Raw genomic sequence first — 18,982 nt, 5'->3', positions numbered from 1 at the left:
TGAGTTTATGCGCGTACATATTTAATTATAAGTTAAACTGTTTTTTAGTAGTAAATTTAAAAATGAACACTTTGAGTTACAAGACACTTTCTGTAAACAAGGAAACAGCAAAGAAGGAGTGGGTGGTAATCGATGCCACAGACCAGGTTGTTGGTCGTCTCGCTTCAAAGGTAGCTAAGCTGATCCGCGGAAAGTACAAGCCAACTTTCACTCCACACGTTGACTGTGGTGACAATGTAATCCTTATCAACGCCGATAAGGTAGTTTTCACTGGTAAGAAAGAGACCGATAAGGTTTATACCCGCTACACAGGTTATCCTGGTGGTCAGCGCTTCAATACTCCTGCTGAGCTTCGCAAGAAGAACGGTGGTGTTGACAAGATGCTGCGTCATGCCGTTAAGGGTATGCTGCCAAAGGGTCCTCTGGGCCGCAGCCTGCTGAATAACCTCTTCATCTATGAGGGTACCGAGCATCCACATGCCGCTCAGCAGCCAAAGACTATTGATATTAACCAGTATAAATAATAAGGAAAGATGGAAGTAATTAACGCAATAGGTCGTCGTAAGAGCTCTGTAGCCCGTGTATACGTAACAGAGGGTACTGGTAAGATTACGATCAACAAGAAAGATTTAGAGGTATATTTCCCATCAGCTATCCTGCAGTATGTGGTTAAGCAGCCACTCGCACTGCTCGAAGTAGCTGAGAAGTATGACATCAAGGCAAACCTCGACGGAGGTGGTTTCACAGGTCAGAGTCAGGCTCTGCGTCTCGCAATTGCCCGCGCTCTCGTGAAGATCAACGAAGAGGATAAGAAGAAGCTGAAGGATGCAGGTTTCATGACACGTGATAGCCGTGAGGTTGAGCGTAAGAAGCCAGGTCGTCCAAAGGCACGTCGTCGCTTCCAGTTCAGTAAGCGTTAATCCCGCTGAAGAACTTAGCGATAGTTTAGTATCTAAACCCGCAGGATTCCTTTGGACTACCATCGGGCTGATTCTAACAAAAAGTAATCGCCTTAGCGCTTTTACAAGCGTAGCGGTTAAAAGAATTCAAAAGAAAGTAAACAATTTAAAAGCATTAAGAAAATGTCAAGAACAAATTTTGATCAGTTGCTGCAGGCTGGCTGTCATTTCGGTCACCTGAAGCGTAAGTGGAACCCCGCTATGGCTCCTTATATCTACACAGAGCGTAACGGTATTCACATCATCGACCTGCATAAGACAGTAGCCAAGGTTGACGAGGCTGCTGAGGCCCTGAAGCAGATTGCCAAGAGTGGCAAGAAAATCCTGTTCGTCGCTACTAAAAAACAGACAAAGGAAGTGGTTGCTGAGAAGGCTGCAAGCATCAACATGCCATACGTTATCGAGCGTTGGCCAGGTGGTATGCTCACAAACTTCCCCACAATCCGTAAGGCCGTTAAGAAAATGGCGAACATCGACCGTCTGATGCAGGATGGAACCTACTCAAACCTCTCAAAGCGTGAGCTGCTGCAGATCACACGTCAGCGTGCTAAGCTGGAGAAGAACCTGGGTTCTATCGCCGATCTGACTCGTCTGCCAAGCGCACTCTTCGTAGTTGATGTAATGAAGGAGAACATTGCCGTTCGCGAGGCTAACCGTCTGGGTATCCCCGTATTCGGTATCGTTGATACTAACTCTGATCCTAACAATATCGACTTCGTTATCCCTGCTAACGACGATGCTAAGGACTCTGTAGAGGCTATCCTGAATGCCTGCTGCACCGCTATCGCCGAGGGTATCGAGGAGCGTAAGGTAGAGAAGGCCGACGAGAAGGCTGCTGATGCTCAGGCTGAGGGCGAGGAGCCTAAGGCTAAGCGTGCTCCACGCAAGGCTCGCAAGGATGCTGAGCCAAAGGCTGAGGCTGCTGCTGAGTAAAATGTAAAAATGTAAAAATTAAAAAATTAAAAGATAATGGCTATTTCAATTGATGATATCAAGAAGCTTCGCGCAATGACTGGCGCTGGTCTGGCTGACGTAAAGAAGGCTCTGACCGAGGCTGAGGGCGACTTCGACAAGGCCAAGGAGCTTCTGCGTGAGCGTGGCCTCGCTATTGCTGCTAAGCGTAGCGACCGTGAGACATCTAATGGTTGTGTACTCGTTAAGAGCGTTGATGGCTTCGCTGCTATGATCGCCCTGAAGTGTGAGACCGACTTCGTTGCTAACGGTGCCGATTTCATTGCTCTTACTCAGAGCATCCTCGACGCTGCTATTGCTGCTAAGGCTAAGGATATTGAGGCTGTTAAGGAGCTTACTCTGGCTGACGGTCAGAAGGTTCAGGACGCAGTTACTCAGCGCTCTGGTATCACCGGTGAGAAGATGGAGCTGGATGGCTACCTGACTCTCGAGGGTGAGAACATTGAGATCTACAACCACATGGCAAAGAACACTCTCTGCACCATGGTTCAGACCAACAAGCCCGCTGCCGAGCAGGGTCACCTGGTAGCTATGCAGGTTGCTGCCATGAAGCCAGTAGCTCTCGACGCTCAGAGCATCGATCCAAAGATTCTCGACGAGGAGTACAAGACTGCTGTTGAGAAGTCAAAGCTGGAGCAGGTTCAGAAGTTCGTTGATATGAAGCTCAAGAAGGCTGGTTTGAACCCCAACCTGGTTGATTCTGAGGATCACATCGAGAGCAACATGTCTAAGGGCTGGCTCACACAGGAGCAGGCCGACGAGGCTCGCAAGATCATAGCTGATGCAAAGGTTGAGGGCGAGGCTAACCTGAAGATGCCAATGATTGAGGGTATCGCTAAGGGTCGTGTTGAGAAGTTCAAGAAGGAGAACTGCCTGGTTGACCAGGAGTTCCAGTTCGGCGACGGCGACAAGGCTACTGTTGCTCAGTGGCTCGCTAAGCAGGACAAGGATCTTAAGATCGTTGCCTTCCAGCGCTTCACACTCGTTGCTGACTAATTTTTAAGCAATATAGACAGGATCGGCATTGCGAAAGCAGTGCCGATTTTTTATGAGACTATGAGAAAAGTAATAGGAATAGGAGAAACTATACTGGACATCATCTTCCGCGACGATCAGCCTATTGGTGCTGTGCCTGGCGGTTCGATGTTCAACGGACTGATATCGCTTGGTCGTAGCGGCGTAGATGCGGCTTTTATCAGCGAAACGGGCAACGACCGTGTGGGGCGTCGCATCATCAGTTTCCTGGAGGATAATCATGTTGATGCATCTAACATCAGCGTGTATCCCGAAGCCAAATCGCCCGTATCTCTGGCATTTCTGAACGAGAACAACGATGCCGAGTATATCTTTTATAAGGATCATCCCCACGACCGCCTGGAGTTTATCACGCCCGATATCCAGCCTAACGATGTGGTGATGTTTGGCTCGTTCTATGCCATCAACCCTGTTATCCGTCCACAGATGCTGGCATTCCTGCAGTATGCACACGAGCAGGGCGCCATTCTTTACTACGATGTAAACTATCGTGCGTCGCATCTCAAGGATCTGGTTAAGGTTACGGCTAATATCCTTGAGAACTTTGAGTTGGCCGATATCATCAAAGGCAGCTCGGAGGATTTTGAGAATATGTATAACAAGACGGGGGCCGATAGCGTGTACCGTTCGCAGATAGATTTCTACTGCAAGAACTTTATCTATACGCAGGGTGCCCAGCCTATCGAGTTCCGTGCGCAGGGTGGCTTGGCCAAGCAGTATCCTGTAGCGGCCACACAAACGGTTAGTACCATTGGCGCAGGCGATAACTTTAATGCAGGCTTTGTGTACGGACTGCTGAAGTATGGCGTTACACGTGATATGCTGCACGAGGGCGTTGATGCGACCATCTGGGATAAGGTGATAGCCGAGGCCCAGCAGTTTGCAGCCAATGTGTGTGGTAGCATCAATAACAGCGTTGATACCGCCTTTGGCGAACGCAAAAAAGCAGAATACCAGGCAGCGCTCGCTGCTATGGAATAAAATAAAAGCCCCGCAAAACGCGAGGCTTTTTTCTTTTATTTCTTTTTCTTTCGTGGCTTGCGCATGGCCCAGCCTTCTTCGCTAAAGTCGGGCTCATCGCCTTTAAAGCCGCGTGGTGCTTTATCCATTAGTTCGCGCCAGTTATCTTTTTTGGGGCGCTTGGGCTTGCCTGAACGGTCGCCACCCTTGCCCTGGCGATCGCCACCCTTGCTGGCGTCGTTGGCGTCGTTACAACGCACCGTCTGTCCCTTGTAGCGGATACCTGATAGCTGCAGCATTACCTTCTTAGCATCCTTTTCGGGCACCTCAAAGTACGATATGTTGTCCAGTAGGTCGATATGGCCCACCTCCTGTCGTCCGCCCACAAATCGGTTCAGCGTCTGCATCAGCTCGCCTGGGTAGAAACCGTTGCGCTTACCAAGGTTGATAAACAGTCGGCGATAACCCTTCTGGGGCTTGTTCTGCAGCTTCTGCTTGTCGCTCTGCTGGCGGCGGTCCTTCTTTTCAGCCACCACCGGCTCAATCTCTGGTGCGTCGGCATAGTAGGCCAGGAACTTACCAAACTCAAGCGATACAATCTTCTTTATCAGCTCGTCCTTGTCGATATACTCAAAGTAGCGACTGATATCCTGCATGAATGGGGCAATCTCTTCGTCGTCAACATCCGTCTTAACAATCTGATCCATCACCTTATAGAGCTGTTTCTTGCAGATCTCTTCGGCCGATGGAATCTCAGCCTTTACAAACTCCTTGCAGATAATCTTCTCGATGTTACGGATCTTGAACTTCTCGCGGCTGTGAACGATTGAGATTGATGTTCCCTTCTTGCCGGCACGACCAGTACGACCCGAGCGGTGGGTGTAACTCTCGATGTCATCGGGCAGTCCGAAGTTAATCACGTGCGTCAAGTCGTCAACGTCCAGTCCGCGTGCAGCCACATCGGTAGCTACCAGCAGCTGTGTCAGGTGGTTGCGGAACTTCTGCATGGTCTGGTCGCGCTGCTGCTGGTTCAGGTCGCCATGCAGCGATTCGGCGTTGTAGCCGTCCTTAATCAGCTTGTCGGCTACCTCTTGTGTCTCTACCTTGGTGCGACAGAATATAATAGCAAAGATGCGTGGATAGAAATCAACAATGCGCTTTAGGGCGAGATACTTATCCTTAGCGTTCACCATATAATAGATGTGGTTAACGCTCTCGGCGCCCTCGTTGCGGCTGCCTACTACTATCTCTTTGTAGTCGTGCAGATACTTCTTGGCCACGCGCTCCACCTCTTTGCTCATAGTGGCTGAGAACATCAGCGTGTGATGATCGGCCGAGAGCTCTTCGAATATCTCGTTGATGCTGTCGGAGAAGCCCATATTCAGCATCTCATCAGCCTCGTCCAGAACGATGTTAGTTACCTGCTCCAGGCGGGCATAGCCGCGATGCATCAGGTCGACCAATCGGCCTGGTGTGGCCACGATAATCTCAACACCCTTTTTCAGAGCGCGCATCTGCGGCTCGATGGCAGCGCCACCATACACGGCCTCTACATGCACGCCATCCATGTATTTCGAAAAGTCGCGCAGGTCGTCGGCTATCTGCAGGCACAGCTCACGTGTTGGCGAGAGCACCAGTGCCTGTGTGTAGCGCTGTGTTGTGTCGATGCGCTCGAGCAATGGAATGCCGAACGCTGCTGTTTTTCCGGTACCAGTCTGGGCCAGGGCAATTACATCATTTTCGTTGCCAAGCAGGTATGGTATTACCGCCTCCTGTACAGGCATGGGATGTACAAACCCTAACTCCTCGATGGCTTTGCGAATCTGCTCGCAAACGCCTAATTCTTCAAATGTCTTCATCAAATAAATTTATCTTACTACTTCTGTAAATTCTGGCTTGCCGCCCTTTTCTACGGTTACGTAGATGGTAGCGGTGGCCTCTTCGCCGTTCTGTCCGCGAGTTTTTACACTAAACTCATAGTCGGTGCCATCGGGCGTTTCGCGCTTACCTACTGTCTGAGGTGTGCCGAGAGGGAACTGATAGCTCGAGCAGGCGGCATCAAACAGCGCCTTCTCGGCATCGGTTACGGGCTTCTGTGCTGTATAGGCTGGCAGGGCTTTTACGCGGCCCTTCTTGTAGCCGTTCTCTGTCAGAAAACGGTCCAGCTCCTTGGCAGCCTTGGCCACACGGGCTGTGCGTACGCCATAGCCCTGTGCAATCTTGGCCTTGGGCAGGGCCTTCTTCAGGTCGGCCGATGATGTGTTCAGTCCGCCGCTGCCAAAGGTGCAGAAGGGCACAATCGTCTTACCTGCAAAATCCTGCCCGTTCAGCAGGGTTACAATCGGGTTGGCGTAGGTGCCAAACCAGATGGGGTATCCTAAAAAGATAACATCGTATTTACTCAGATCCTTTGTAAGGGGCTTGATAGCTGGCCACTGGCCGTTAGCTCGCTCCTTGTTGCCACGCTGGATGGTGGCCTGAAAATCGCCGGTATAAGGCTCAACAGCCTCTACAGCTTCGATGTCGGCACCCAGTTGTTTCTGGATTTCCTCGGCTACGGTCTTGGTTGTACCATTCTCTGAGTAGTAAAGCACCAGCTTCTGCTGTGCATAACTCGTTGCAATGCCTGTCATCATTGCTAATGATAAAAATAGTTTTCGCATAATAATTTTGTTTATTTGTACATAATCGTTTGCAAAGATACAAAATAATTTGTAATTTTGCAAGCATTATGAAAATATGTGTGTTTTGTTCTGCCAACGAGCAGATTGATGCCGAGTTTTTTACGCTTACCAAGGAGCTTGGCAAGTGGGCTGCCGAGAGCGGTCATAGCATCGTGTATGGCGGTGTTAACCAGGGCCTGATGGAGTGTGTGGCAAAGGCTGCCAAAACGGCTGGCGGCCGTACCATCGGTGTGGTGCCTACCAAGGTTGAAGAAACCGGGCGCACCAGCGATTACGTAGAGATAGAGATACCTTGCGATAACCTGACCGACCGCAAGCAGCTGATGATGGACCAGAGCGACGTGTTTATCGCCCTGCCAGGCGGTATCGGCACACTCGACGAGGTGTTTACTGTTGCCGCATCGGCCACCATCGGCTATCACCATAAGCCTGTGATTCTTTATAACATGAAAGGCTTCTGGAATCAGTTGATAGCCTTGATGGACGATCTGCAGGCCCGTGGCATGATCCGTGGCGATTGGCACCAGTACATCAAGGTGGCCAACAGCTTAGACGACATTAAAACTCTTTGCGGTTGCTAAGCAGCTCAAACATGTAAGGTATAAAGGCGTAGGTATCGTCGCGCTTGCCAAAGCGTACCATTATAAGGTGTTTGTATGGGTTTACATACAGCACCTGTGCACGTATGCCGTGGGCGTAGAATCCGGGATACTCGGGCTTTTCGGTCATCCAGCTGGTGTTGTACCAGCTAAAGTGGTAGCCATCGTTATCGGTGTTGTAGTCGGTCGACTGCCTGATCCACTCCTCGCTCACAATACGTTTGCCGTTCCACACGCCCTTATTCAGATACAATCGACCTATCTTGGCCAGGTCTTTCATGCTGGTGCTGATGCCGCCAAAGGCGTGCGCCATGCGGTGTTTCTTACTGTCGATGTTTACGATGGCAGGCGATTCCATCTGTAGTGGCTTCCATACCTTCTCGCTCAGGTAGCTGGTATAGCTTTGGCCAGTGGCTCGCTGTATTACCACGCCCAGTATCTGTGTGGTCATACTCTCGTATTTGTGCTTGGTTCCCGGTTCGTTCTCGAATTTCAAACCCTTAATCTGCTTCATTACGTTTTTGCCATAGTTAAGCTTGGCCATGGCGTTCAGGCGCTTCAGGTCCTTCAGTCGCAGCGAGTAGGTGTCGTCAAAAGCCAGTCCGCTACGCATGTCAAGCAAGTGTCGGATGGTGAGTTTCTGCCACATCCTATCCTTCTTTTTCAGTTCGGGCAGATAGTCGGTTACAGGGTCGTCGATGCTTTTAATGTAGCCCTCGTCAACTGCAATGCCGCAAAGCAGCGATGTGATGGATTTGGAGACCGAGAATACCGTAGCCAGTCTGTCGGTAGTGATATCGCCTACGCATTTTTCGTAGATGATGCTGTCGTTCTGTATAATCAGCACGCCCTGTGTATCGGTCTTGCCGTCGAGTGCCTGCCATAGCGTTCTTGGCTTTTTGTAGGCGGGTGGTTGGGTAAAAAAGTGCAGGGTATCAATCCATTCGGCCTGCTGCTTGGCGTAAGGAAAGCTGAATGCGGTTTTGCTGTTGGCAATCGTGTCGTGCACGTGATGCTCAAAGCTGTAGGATGTAGGTCCGGCTGCGCCGTCGGCCTTGTAGCCGCGAACGATGGCGCACGATGTTAGAATCAGGCAACTTGCAGCTAAGGCAAGGTTGTTAAGTAATTGCAGTTTCTTCATTTTTTTCTACTATCTGTTTTGTTAATTCCGGCTGCAAAAGTACAAATAGTTTTTCATGTTCCAAGCGCCAGTTTGCAAAACGTCTAAATATTATACAGCAAAAGCCCCCAAGAGTTTTTGGGGCTCTTGAGGGCTTCTTAAGGTTTACAGGCTGCCTACACAACTGGTGGCGCCCAGGGCTGTTACAATCGCAGTGGCTATCGATGCAATCATCTGCAGGATAAACTTCATGGTTTCTTTCTTGCTCATAATGGTTACAGTTTAAATGGTTAGTGTTTCATGTTAAGCGGTGGGGGCTAAGCCCCTATCCGCTAATCTCCGTACGACTCGTCGTCGTCCTGGTTGCCGGTGCCGGTATTACCGCTCTGGCTGCCGCCGTTCTGATTGGTAGGCTCGTCGTCTACATCTTTGTAGTCGGTAAAGTTCTTAGGCAGCTCGGTCACGTTGCCGGCCTTGGTAAGCTCCTGTCGGGTAAACTCGCCGGTGGCACGTGCGCGCAGGTACACGCTGTCGATGTGCTTGGTGGTCGAGAAATCCTCGCTCTTCAGGGCGCCGCCCTTGGCTGTTTCGATACCAGCCGAGAAGATAGCCAGGTTAGGCAGCTTAACGGCCTTGCCCTCCAGCACCAACTCGCGGATACATTCTACCATGTCGGTTAGCATACCCTTGATGGCTCCCTTAGAGTAGGGCGTGTTGTGGCTCGACATGTGCTTGGCCAGCTCGTCGAGGTCGATGGTCTTGCCGATGGTAACGGCACGTGCAAACCAACGTCCGTACACGACACTCTGCTTGTTCTTGTTCTGATACTTACGATAAAATACACTCATAATGGTTAAAATTTAAATGGTTAATACTAATGTTGTTTTGACGATGCAAAGATACAACATTTTTGCTGCGATTCCTAATCTGAGGCCTCTTGCATTGCAAAAATTTGTTAACGATACGTTTACGCTTCGCAAACATTATTTTTGGCCCTCGCAAACGCACCGTTTACAAATCGCAACAGCCTCGCATACTTTGTGACTGTGATTCTGTGACAATAAGCCCTCTCGCAAAATCGCAGCCACAACCCATAAGTATAGTTTAAAAATAATATAATATAATTATATTATTTTTAAGTACACACCGCCACAATTCTCGTACCTCCTTAATGTCACAAAGTCCAAGTCACAGAGTACGATTTTTGCCAGAAGCTTTGGTGGTGTCGGATAATTATTGTACTTTTGTCACCAGATGTTTATCATCAACCAAATATAAATATTAGCTATTATGGCAGCAGTAAAAAGAACTCTGGACTCTATGGCAGCTCTTAAGGCTTTTGAAATAATGAAGAAACTATCGTATCTTATTATACTTGGAGCCACAGTGACGGCTTGTAACTGGACACACCCCAAAACAAGTATTAAAGAAAAACCAGAGATTATCATGGCTGTAGATACATGTATAAATGACACTACAGCTTTTAAGTGGTTTGAAAATGACAGCACCTACACTTTTTGTGTTGCGAATTCAGACAAGACAATTGTTGGAATTGGGTATAATGCTTATGAAAAAGACATTGTTGCAGACTCTCTTTCTGCGGTATTAATCGCAAAGGCAGCATGGTATCCTTTGTATGGAAAAGAGGATACAGAAAAAGAAAAGCCGTTTCGGGTAACTGAATATAAGAAATATTGGACGGTTGAGGGATCGCTTCCTGATGGATACCTAGGTGGGACAGCGGGTATAGTAATTCGAAAATCGGATGGAAAAGTTATGATGGTATGGCATGAAAAATAAATAATATATATGGAAACTCAGATTTTGAATTTAAAAGAGCCGTACGAGTATATATACTGCAATGGCTCGATAGGCCTGCACATAGCGACGCTGATAGTGTATGAGGCTGGTGTGAATAATGATGGTGAATATGTGCTGGAAACACATAGTCACCCAGTAGTAAAATATGCAAACCGTCCGGGCGGAACGGTATGGAACCGTGCCGAGTTGACCGATTGTCACGTGCTTTGCCGCGAGGACAACAAGCGCATTACGATGGAGCAGTTTCATGCATTCATGAACGAAATAGGTTTTATTCACTTGGAAGACAAAGATGAAGGCCTAAATCTGCCCATGGCGCTTGAGGTGCCAATATGGAAGAGTGCGTTCGACACTAACGGCATTGAGATAGAGTGGCCGATGATGACAAAGCGTAACGGCGATAAGGAGCCGATTAGGCTGATTAACGTGCCGTTGGAGTTTAAACGGAATCCTGAAGGCTCAAAGTATAAATACAGCTGCAAGGAGTCTTTTGATGCGTCATTTACTGCCGAAAACGACGTACCCTTGTATTTCTCGCTGGAATTTAATACGAAAAATGACCTGAAGGCTGGCCTTAGAAACGGCATGTCGGCATACTATCGTGCGTTCAAAAACCATGAGTTCAAGATTTGGTTTGGATGGTTTGACGACTGCGAATTTGTTGATGTGCTTGAAGAACTGATAAGTAAGTCGGAGGAAATCAGACAGGAGTGCTTTGAAGATGACGACGTGTGAGTTCTTAGGGTCGGAGGCCAGGTCGCACCTCAACTCGATAAAAGGAATCATCGGACATCTGGAAGAACGGACTCGGGCAGGCGATGAAGACGCCCGCCGGGTGCTTGATAGCCTTGGCTACACGCTGGCGCAGTTTAAGTTTACGGGCAGTCCGGCTACTGGCAAGAATCTTAACCCAAAGGATGGTACATCGCAGCTGCAGGGATCGCCAGAGTCGGCCCCAAAGGCAGCACGTGGCCGCAAGAGTCATGCTGGCGAGAAGGTTACGAAGGCCTTCAGGTATAATGTACGCGACGCGCGCGTGGCAAACCGGCGCCTAACAATGCTTTATAATGCGTTGCTGGCAATCCAGTGGATTCGCGACGACACGCCACAGCAAACTTTTATCGACCTGTTTGGTGGTGGCGACTGTACACAAAGGATTGTTTGGATGGACGATGTGAACACGCTGGCCGACTTGTTTCGCCGACTAGTGAGCGTAGAGAAGCTGGTGGCTGTGCAGAGTCCTTACGGCCTTTGGCAGATGGTGGATGGCCACTTTTGGGAGAAGGAGGGCAACAAGCCCTTTGGTAACGAACGTTTGCGCAAAACCCATTCGCCGCAGGAAAAGTCGCGCCACATCGACTATCTGGTAAAGATTCTGGATCCGAAGGTGTCTGAACAGCAGCTAAAAGATATGCTGAGTGGCGATATGCCCGAGGAAGATGAGGCAACGGCGTGAGGCTAGTAGGCGTTAATGCGTGCTCAGTCGGCGCCTTGATAAACCATAAAAAAAATTTTTTTGTTTTTTTTCTGCTATTCGCAGACAGCTCTGAGTAGAGGGGTTGTCTGCGTTTTTTTTATGTCTCTACTCCCCACTTTTCAATCGGCGTTAATTAGTTTTTTTTATTAATGCCGCCTCCTAATACATTATTACTATAGAAGCACCTCTGGCGAGAGGGATACAAACTTCGAAAGCGTTCTTTGACATGTTGATACAGCCCACGTGCACACACATGCACACCCACCCCCACGTACGCATGTACATAATTCAAAATTATCAATAACAATCAAAAGGTCGCTTTAAGGAGGCGACGTTAAATAAAAACAATAAAATGTCGAAACGTAATGATTTAAAAGCGGCTTGGCGCGCTATTCGTGCCAACCAGGCAAAGCAGCAGATGAACAAGGTGAATCATCTGGGAGTTACTAACTCAAAACACTTTTTCACCTATTAAATTATTAACATCGAGGTAGGTGAGTGACGAAAGTCTCGCGAGTGAAAAAGGCCTAATTTCAGCACTTTCTTCCTCACTTAAAACACTCGATAAAATGCAGAAAATATTTAAGAAACAACTTATTCAGCAAAACGTCCAGATGGACGGTAACGTTAACTTTATGGTTAATGGTGATATTAATATCCAGCCCTGCCCCTGGGAGCAGGATGTAGACCTGACCGACGGCAAGCCCGTTTACTACCGCGCCAACCTTGAGGTGATGCCCGATGGGCAGACCCGTGTAAAGGCCAAGCGTACAGGCAGTCGAGGACCACTCTATCAGACGCTGTTTGAGACGGCGCACGGCATCGTAAAGATAGTGCCCCAGCGCAAGCAGCGCCATCCCGACCGCGAACAGCTGATAGTAGAGTTTAAGTTTCCCCGCCGCTACGGATTGGCGCTAACCAAGGCGCTCTATGAGGAGGAAGCCGATCAGGTAATGTCGTACTTTAAAACAAGGAAGGAGGATTGTTTATGGAATCAGCAATAATCAGCACCATTAAATTTACATGTATTGGCAAGGGGCATGGCGCTCCTTGCACCCCCGCCAGCCGAGAGGAGTGGGAACAGCTGCGCCGCGAGCCCTGATTGGCACAGATGTGTGAGCGTATAGCCAAGGGCGACGATGAACTGAAGCATCGATTGCCCGTGTGGACACCCCATTGCGCGGAATTCGCCAACAACCATCGAGCCATAGCCGATGCCATCAAGCCGCTTAACCGACTGATGCTCGACTTTGACGAGAAGGGGCATACGGATGAGATTGTTAAAACATTGACCATTGACCATTCACCATTGACCATTTTGCTTATCGAAGAATCGGTTCGTCGTGGCACCCATGTGCTGGTGGAGTTGCCGGATGGGATGACGCCCGAAACGGCTCAGCAGCTGATGCAGCAGGCTACGGGATTTGCGCCCGATGCAGCCGTAAAAGATGTATCGAGGTGTATCTACATGGTGCCCGAGGATCATACAAAGTATGTTAGTCCGAAGCTGTTCGAGGTGAGTGAGGAATGTGAAGGAAATTTTTCCTTGACATCCAACGAGCTCAAATCTGAGCCGGACGAACAAGAGCGCAATTCTGCGCCGATGTTCAAGGGTATTCCCTATAGCTCTATCATAGCCGAGTGGTGGCACCGCAACGGGGGCGAGCCTGCCGAGGGCGAACGTAACGTAAAACTGCACAAGTTGGCAGTAAATCTGCGCGCCATCTGCGATAATAAGAAAGAGGTGCTGATGCAGGTGATGCCCCGTTTCGGACTGACCGATGCCGAACTGAAATCGGTAGTTGATTCGGCCTGTAAGGAGGAACCCAAGGGCGTTAGCAAAGTAATGCAGCAGATACTGGATGCATTGGAAATGGGTATTCCATCGGATGAAATCGACGATGCCGAAGCCACCGCACAGGAAACGGGCGTAAAGGTAAACGTAAAAGCCTTGCCCATCGGATTGAAAGAGTCGTTGGTAGGTGTGCCCGTAAGTATGCATCTGCCCGTGCTGTGCGGCGTGCTGCCCATTGCGGCGGCCTATGCCGACCAGGTAACCGTGGAGTATTGCGATGGCAACACGCAGCGTTTAGGTCTGATGTCGATAATCCGTGGCGAGCAGGCCAGCAACAAATCGGTAGTAAAGAATGCTGTTGACATATGGAAACGGCAGCTCGACGAAGAGGATGCCTTGGCCCGCAAGCGCGAAGAGGAGTGGAAGGAGCGCAAAAAAGGGCGAAAAGCCAACGAGAAGGCACCCGAAGATCCGCATGTATTGATTCGCGTAGTGCCCGTAACCGTTAGCTGCTCAACGTTGCTTAAGCGTTTCAAAAACGCTCAGAACCATACCCTGTACAGCTTTGGTGAGGAACTCGACACGCTGCGTAAAACCAACGGTGCCGGTTCGTGGTCGAGCAAATACGATATCTATCGCTTGGGCTTCGACCATGGCGAGTGGGGACAGGATTACAATAGCGATGCAGCCGAGAGTGGTGTGGTAAACGTGGCATATAACTGGACTATGCTGGGAACAAACGGCGCCCTGCGCAAGTGCTTTAAGGCCGATAACATAGAGAACGGACTTTCGAGCCGTGTGTTGGTGGCCGAAATGCCTGATGCCAGCTTTGCCAAGATGCCCAAGTTCCGTAAGCGTTCGGACGAGGATGTGGCCAGGATACAACAGGCCGTAAGCCGCTTGCGCAGCTACACCGGACTGGTTGATACGCCCCGCCTGCGCCGAGCCATCGAGGGCTGGGTAGAACAGAAGCGTGTTGAGGCTGCCAAGGATATCGACCACGTGAAGGACACCTATCGCAAGCGTGCTGCCGTAATCGGCTTCCGCTGTGGTGTGGTGTTTCACCTGCTGAGCGGTTGCAGTAAGGAGAGCAAGGCCTGCATGGAGTTTGCACTCATGATGGCCGAATACTGCCTGCAACAGCAGATAAAGGCCTTTGGCGAGGCGCTGGAAAGTCAGTTCCTGGATGCCCGCGACGAGGGTGTGCGCTATGGCTCTAACCACTCTATCTTCGACCAGCTGGCACCTACGTTTACCATGGACGATTTGCGTGCGCTGAAGCGAGGATTCTGCGGCGAAGCCGGGCTGCGAAAAATCATTTCGCGCTGGTATCGCGACCAGTGGATTGAGAAAACCGACCGCACGCACTGGCGTAAATTAGGAAATTGTGACGTTTGACTTTGTGACATTTAGTACATTAAACATTAAAGATTAAACATTTTATGGAGATAATATTAACACGCATAGCTAAGCGCCAGCAGTACACGATAGGCAGGCTGGCCATTGTAGAACGCATCGACGATGAGTATCTGGCTGGCGAGAAAGAGGTGTATTTTTGCGATACCCTCGAACCGCCTGTCATCCAAACCAAAACCACCGTATCGCTGGCTTCGGTGCTGCGTTCGCCCACCAAACTAAAATCTATCAAGCCCGTGGCCATCCCTGAGGGCCGTTACGCAGTAGTCATCACCTACTCGCCAAAGTTCCAGAAGTGGTTGCCGTTGCTGTTGGGCGGTCAGGATTTCAACCGCCTGTGGCAGGGCATACGCATACACTTTGGCAACACCGTGGCCGACACGCAGGGCTGCATACTGCTGGGGCGCAACCAGCGCGTGGGACGGTTGTTCGAGAGTCGTAAGTGGGTGTACGAGCTGAAGCAGAAAATCATCGAAGCCAAGGCCCGAAAAGAAGCAGTGTGGATTACCATCAGGTAGTCCACACTGGCTTTTATCATTGTAAGTGCTAACGCTTACTTGGCACCAATCTCTTTTATCAGGCGGTCGGCTTTGCCCCAGCTTTCCATCATGTACAGCACGTAGCGGATATCAACGCCGATGCAGCGGGCCAGCTGCTTGTCGAAGAAGATGTCTGATGACAGGCTGTCCCAGTTGCCATCAAAGGCCAGGCCGATGAGCTCGCCCTTGCCGTTGAACATAGGCGAACCAGAGTTACCACCGGTAATGTCGTTGTTCGACAGGAAGCACAGGTGCATCTTGCCTGTGGTCTTATCAGTATACTTACCAAAATCCTTCTTAGAGAGCAGCTCCTTCATGATAGGCTCGGCCTCGTAGTCGATAACGCCCTGCTCGCCGCGGTTCATCTTCTCAACAATGCTCTCGGCTGTGGTGTAATAGCCTGAGGGCTTGCCGGCCAGCAGGTACTCGCCTACCTGACCGTACGAGAGGCGCATGGTAAAGTTGGCATCGCTGTAGTTAGGCATATCCTCCTCCATGCGCAGCTTGGCGGCACACAGGTAGCGCTCCTGCACGGCGATGCTGTCGTAAACCTCGGTAGCCTGGGCAATAATGTCGGCCAGGGTGTTGTTAAGACTCTCGCCAAAGGCCACGCCGGGATCCTTCTGGAAGCTCTTTTTGTTGATGAAGATCTTCTTGCCGTTCTTCATCAGCTGCGACTTCTTAAACAGATAGTCGATATACTTCTGATAGTCGCCGCCAAAGTCGCGGTCAACCACCTGATAGAAGCTGGGCAGATACTGCTCCTCGACCTGAGTGCGATAGAACTTCATGGCTGCAGCCTGAATCTCCTTATCGGTAGCCTCGTCCCACTCATCGCTATTATCTTTAAATTCGATGTACTGGCTCTTGGGCTTATTCTCGTCGCCCTTAACGGTAGCACCGTTGTGGGCACGATAAGCACGGCGTGTAAGTTCGTCGGCGCTACGGCCGCCAAAGGTTTCGCTAAAGTAGGTCAGAGCCTTGATGGCCTTGAACTGCTTGGCGTACAGGCGCTCCAAAAGGTCGAAGTCCAGCTTGCCCTTCAGGAATCCCGTAGAATCCTGCCAGCAGCGTATCTTCTGCTCAAACTCAGCCTTCTGCTTAATCAGTCCGATAGAGTCGATACACTTGTTCATACCAATAGAGTTCTTCCAGTAGTTTGAACTCTGGGCGTACTTCGAGTCGTACTTGATACGTACAGCCTCGTCGGCACGCATGTGGCGGATCATGATGTCCTGCTTAACCTCGCGGGTCTTATAGCGTGGCTCGTTCTCAGCGTCGCGACGCTCGCGGATACCATAGCTTGAGAGGTAACGGTTGGTAGAGCCAGGATAGCCGATGGTCATAGAGAACGAACCTGGCACGTAGCCCTGTAGCGATACGGGGGCCCACTTCTTTGGGTGATAGGGCACGTTATCCTTTGAGTACTTGGCAGGACCGCCAGTCTTGGGATCTACATAGATGCGGAAAACCGAGAAATCGCAAGTCTGTCGGGGCCACATCCAGTTGTCGGTCTCGCCACCAAACTTACCCATCGACTTAGGCAGGGCGAACACCAGGCGCACATCCTCAAAGTCGCGATAGGTGGTAAGGAAGTAGCGGTTGCCCTCGTAGAAAGGCTTCAGCTCTACGCGCAGGGTTGAATCCTGCTTGCGGATGTCCTTACTCATAGCGTTCTCGAGCGAATCAACAAACTGGGCGCGCTTGCCCTGTGGCAGGTTGTTAAGTCCTAATGAGTCGAGATAGGCTGTTACATCCTTCTGCTCAATCATAAAGCTTACAAACAGGCGCTCGTTGGGCAGCTCCTCTTCGTAAGAGTTAGCTACAAAGCCGTTAAGCATGTAATCGTGCTCAACGGTAGAGTGCGAGCGGATGGCCTCGAAACCACAGTGGTGGTTGGTAAACACCAGTCCATCGGGCGATACCACTACACCCGAGCAGAATCCACCAAAGTTAACCACGCAGTTCTTAACGGCATCTTCTCCGTAGTACAGCGCGTTGTAAGGCAACTCATAGTTCTCCTGCTTCATGGTCTCATAAACGGCATTGGGCAGATTGTAAAGTGTCCACATACCTTCGTCGGCCTTAGCGCTTGTAAGGCTGCATGCAGCAAGTAAAGTAAAAAGTAACTTTTTCATAACATATTATTAGTTTTTGAATTTTTTTCCGATAACGGGCAGGCTTGAAAGGGGCATGTCTCTGCGGATAATGAACGCTACAAACAGCACGATGAGTAGCGTGTTAAAGCCCAGCGATGCTATCATGGGCCATCCCTTGCTGGCCTGCATCATACAGAACAGGGCAACAGCTAACACCATATATAGGGCGATATCCTTGATAGGATAGGGGATTGGGTTCTGTTTCTGGCCAACGATATAGCTCAGCACCATCGCCGTGCCATAACCTGCCAGTCCGCCCCAAGCGCAGGCCCAGTAGCCTATCTGAGGGATGAAGATAACGTTAACGCCAAACAGCACGGCGCAGCCAGCCAGCGAGAACCATGCGCCATAGATAGTCTTGTCGATAAGCTTGTACCAGAACGACAGGTTGAAGTACACGCCCATGAATATCTCGGCCATCATCACTATCGGCACAATGCCCAGTCCCTCGCGGAACTTATCGCCCACCAGGTACTTGAATATATCGATATACCCCATCACGCACAGGAATGCCAGCAGCGTAAAAATCACAAAGAACTTCATCGATTTGGCATACAGCTCCTTGCTGTTCTTATCCTTGGCCGAACCGAACACGATGGGCTCGTAGGCAAAACGGAAGGCCTGGGTAATCAGGGCCATTATCATTGCAATTTTGATGCAGGCACCATAGATACCTAACTGATGGCGACCCTCCTCAGAGTCGAGGATACGTGGCAGCAATATCTGTCCGGCCACCTGGTTCAGTATGCCTGCGATACCCAGTACCAGCAGCGGCCACGAGTAGCTGAGCATCTGCTTGCACTTCTGGCCGTCAAACTGCCACTTAAAGCCCACCAGCTCGCTGATGAGGCAGAACGAAATAATAGTGGTACACAGCAGGTTGATGGCAAAGGCATAGCCGATGTGTATCTGCCACTCGGGGTTGATTTGCGGCATCAGCCAGTAAGCCACCACGTTCAGCGTAACGCTCATGAAGATAAACAGCAACTTGAGCGATGCAAACTTGATGGGGCGATGTTTGTAGCGCAGATAGGCAAAGGGGATGGCCTGGAAGGCATCCTGAGCCACGGTTACAAACATCATGCCTACGTACCACTTGTGGTTGGGATAGTCGAGCACACTGGCGATGGGGTTGATAAACAGCAGTACCAGTGCAGCAAACGTGAGGCACACGCCGCCAACCATCATCAGTGCCGTGCTGTACACACGCATCTTGTCGCCCTCTTCCTTATTCATAAATCGGAAGAATGTGGTTTCCATACCAAACGTAAGCAGCACCATGAGCAGTGCTGTCTGGGCATAGATATCGTTGTAGATGCCGTAGTCGGCACAACTCTTCAGTGTGTAAGTATAGAGTGGCACCATCAGGTAGTTCAAAAATCTACCTACAATGCTCGAAAGGCCGTAGATGGCCGTGTCTTTTGCTAATGATTTCAGATTTGCCAT

The 18,982-nt window shown here is 50.1% G+C and carries 20 protein-coding genes; 13 read left to right on the top strand and 7 right to left on the bottom strand.

The genetic code is table 11. The features are described 5' to 3' along the window. Positions 1 to 62 precede the first annotated feature (62 nt). The 5 genes from rplM to BLU97_RS01480 all read left to right on the top strand — a co-directional run bounded on the left by rplM (position 63) and on the right by BLU97_RS01480 (position 3,947). Positions 63 to 524, top strand: coding sequence for a 50S ribosomal protein L13 (gene rplM, locus BLU97_RS01500; RefSeq protein ID WP_013063360.1), 462 nt, complete (start codon positions 63 to 65; stop codon positions 522 to 524). A gap of 9 nt (positions 525 to 533) precedes the next feature. After that, entirely contained in the window at positions 534 to 920 is a 387-nt protein-coding gene (rpsI, locus tag BLU97_RS01495; protein WP_013063558.1) for a 30S ribosomal protein S9, read from the top strand. Positions 921 to 1,082: 162 nt separating this feature from the next. Further along, positions 1,083 to 1,892: a 30S ribosomal protein S2 gene (rpsB, locus tag BLU97_RS01490; protein WP_013065523.1), complete on the top strand. Its 810-nt coding sequence runs from the start codon at positions 1,083 to 1,085 to the stop codon at positions 1,890 to 1,892. A 36-nt stretch (positions 1,893 to 1,928) separates the two neighbouring features. Beyond that, positions 1,929 to 2,927 (top strand): translation elongation factor Ts, encoded by a 999-nt coding sequence (gene tsf, locus BLU97_RS01485; RefSeq protein ID WP_013064482.1) that lies wholly within the window; start codon positions 1,929 to 1,931, stop codon positions 2,925 to 2,927. Between the two features lie 60 nt (positions 2,928 to 2,987). Beyond that, positions 2,988 to 3,947, top strand: coding sequence for a carbohydrate kinase family protein (locus BLU97_RS01480; RefSeq protein ID WP_074759926.1), 960 nt, complete (start codon positions 2,988 to 2,990; stop codon positions 3,945 to 3,947). 35 nt (positions 3,948 to 3,982) lie between these two features. Here the strand turns inward: BLU97_RS01480 and BLU97_RS01475 are convergent, their stop codons facing one another. Together BLU97_RS01475 and BLU97_RS01470 are read right to left on the bottom strand one after the other, a co-directional pair. Next, positions 3,983 to 5,785 carry a DEAD/DEAH box helicase gene (locus BLU97_RS01475; protein ID WP_074759925.1) on the bottom strand — a complete coding sequence of 601 codons (1,803 nt, stop codon included), beginning with the start codon at positions 5,783 to 5,785 and terminating at the stop codon, positions 3,983 to 3,985. A gap of 9 nt (positions 5,786 to 5,794) precedes the next feature. Continuing rightward, complete coding sequence (locus BLU97_RS01470) at positions 5,795 to 6,589, bottom strand: flavodoxin (protein WP_254771633.1); 795 nt, start codon at positions 6,587 to 6,589, stop codon at positions 5,795 to 5,797. A 68-nt stretch (positions 6,590 to 6,657) separates the two neighbouring features. On the opposite strand from BLU97_RS01470, the gene BLU97_RS01465 reads away from it, so the two are divergent. Then, positions 6,658 to 7,191, top strand: a complete 534-nt coding sequence (locus BLU97_RS01465) for a TIGR00730 family Rossman fold protein (protein ID WP_074759924.1) — start codon at positions 6,658 to 6,660, stop codon at positions 7,189 to 7,191. Here the strand turns inward: BLU97_RS01465 and BLU97_RS01460 are convergent. The 3 genes from BLU97_RS01460 to BLU97_RS01455 form a co-directional block, all read right to left on the bottom strand. Next, complete coding sequence (locus BLU97_RS01460; RefSeq protein ID WP_074759923.1) at positions 7,169 to 8,350, bottom strand: serine hydrolase domain-containing protein; 1,182 nt, start codon at positions 8,348 to 8,350, stop codon at positions 7,169 to 7,171. The two genes, BLU97_RS01465 and BLU97_RS01460, sit on opposite strands and share 23 nt — an antisense overlap. A gap of 144 nt (positions 8,351 to 8,494) precedes the next feature. Further along, a complete protein-coding gene (locus tag BLU97_RS15890) occupies positions 8,495 to 8,599 on the bottom strand; it encodes a smalltalk protein (protein WP_013063288.1) in 105 nt (34 codons plus the stop codon). A 62-nt stretch (positions 8,600 to 8,661) separates the two neighbouring features. Then, a complete protein-coding gene (locus tag BLU97_RS01455) occupies positions 8,662 to 9,177 on the bottom strand; it encodes a hypothetical protein (protein WP_074759922.1) in 516 nt (171 codons plus the stop codon). A 442-nt stretch (positions 9,178 to 9,619) separates the two neighbouring features. Here BLU97_RS01455 and BLU97_RS01450 point away from each other — a divergent pair, with 442 nt between their 5' ends. The 7 genes from BLU97_RS01450 (at position 9,620) to BLU97_RS01425 (ending at position 15,356) form a co-directional block, all read left to right on the top strand. Continuing rightward, positions 9,620 to 10,129 (top strand): NTF2 fold immunity protein, encoded by a 510-nt coding sequence (locus tag BLU97_RS01450; protein ID WP_074759921.1) that lies wholly within the window; start codon positions 9,620 to 9,622, stop codon positions 10,127 to 10,129. A gap of 9 nt (positions 10,130 to 10,138) precedes the next feature. Continuing rightward, a complete protein-coding gene (locus tag BLU97_RS01445) occupies positions 10,139 to 10,885 on the top strand; it encodes a hypothetical protein (RefSeq protein WP_074759920.1) in 747 nt (248 codons plus the stop codon). Beyond that, complete coding sequence (locus BLU97_RS01440) at positions 10,872 to 11,606, top strand: hypothetical protein (protein WP_175456278.1); 735 nt, start codon at positions 10,872 to 10,874, stop codon at positions 11,604 to 11,606. Before BLU97_RS01445 ends, BLU97_RS01440 begins: the two co-directional genes overlap by 14 nt. Positions 11,607 to 11,979: 373 nt before the next feature. Next, on the top strand, positions 11,980 to 12,102 hold the full coding sequence (locus tag BLU97_RS16310; RefSeq protein WP_262503152.1) for a hypothetical protein: 123 nt from the start codon (positions 11,980 to 11,982) through the stop codon (positions 12,100 to 12,102). 94 nt (positions 12,103 to 12,196) lie between these two features. Then, entirely contained in the window at positions 12,197 to 12,631 is a 435-nt protein-coding gene (locus BLU97_RS01435) for a hypothetical protein (protein WP_074759918.1), read from the top strand. A gap of 107 nt (positions 12,632 to 12,738) precedes the next feature. Continuing rightward, positions 12,739 to 14,820, top strand: a complete 2,082-nt coding sequence (locus tag BLU97_RS01430) for a DUF3987 domain-containing protein (protein WP_254771632.1) — start codon at positions 12,739 to 12,741, stop codon at positions 14,818 to 14,820. Between the two features lie 44 nt (positions 14,821 to 14,864). Next, positions 14,865 to 15,356, top strand: coding sequence for a DUF5675 family protein (locus BLU97_RS01425; protein WP_074759917.1), 492 nt, complete (start codon positions 14,865 to 14,867; stop codon positions 15,354 to 15,356). Between the two features lie 35 nt (positions 15,357 to 15,391). On the opposite strand, the gene BLU97_RS01420 is transcribed toward BLU97_RS01425, so the two are convergent. Then, positions 15,392 to 17,515: a S46 family peptidase gene (locus tag BLU97_RS01420; RefSeq protein WP_074759916.1), complete on the bottom strand. Its 2,124-nt coding sequence runs from the start codon at positions 17,513 to 17,515 to the stop codon at positions 15,392 to 15,394. A gap of 9 nt (positions 17,516 to 17,524) precedes the next feature. After that, the gene (locus tag BLU97_RS01415; RefSeq protein ID WP_074759915.1) at positions 17,525 to 18,982 is read right to left on the bottom strand and encodes a lipopolysaccharide biosynthesis protein; all 1,458 of its coding nucleotides are present in this window, start codon (positions 18,980 to 18,982) and stop codon (positions 17,525 to 17,527) included.

Origin of the sequence: Xylanibacter ruminicola, assembly GCF_900107775.1 — a bacterium.
In the GTDB taxonomy this organism is placed as follows: Bacteria; Bacteroidota; Bacteroidia; order Bacteroidales; family Bacteroidaceae; genus Prevotella; species Prevotella ruminicola_C.
The sequence above is the reverse complement of the archived record's forward strand: the minus strand, read 5'-3'. Positions and strand labels throughout refer to the sequence as shown.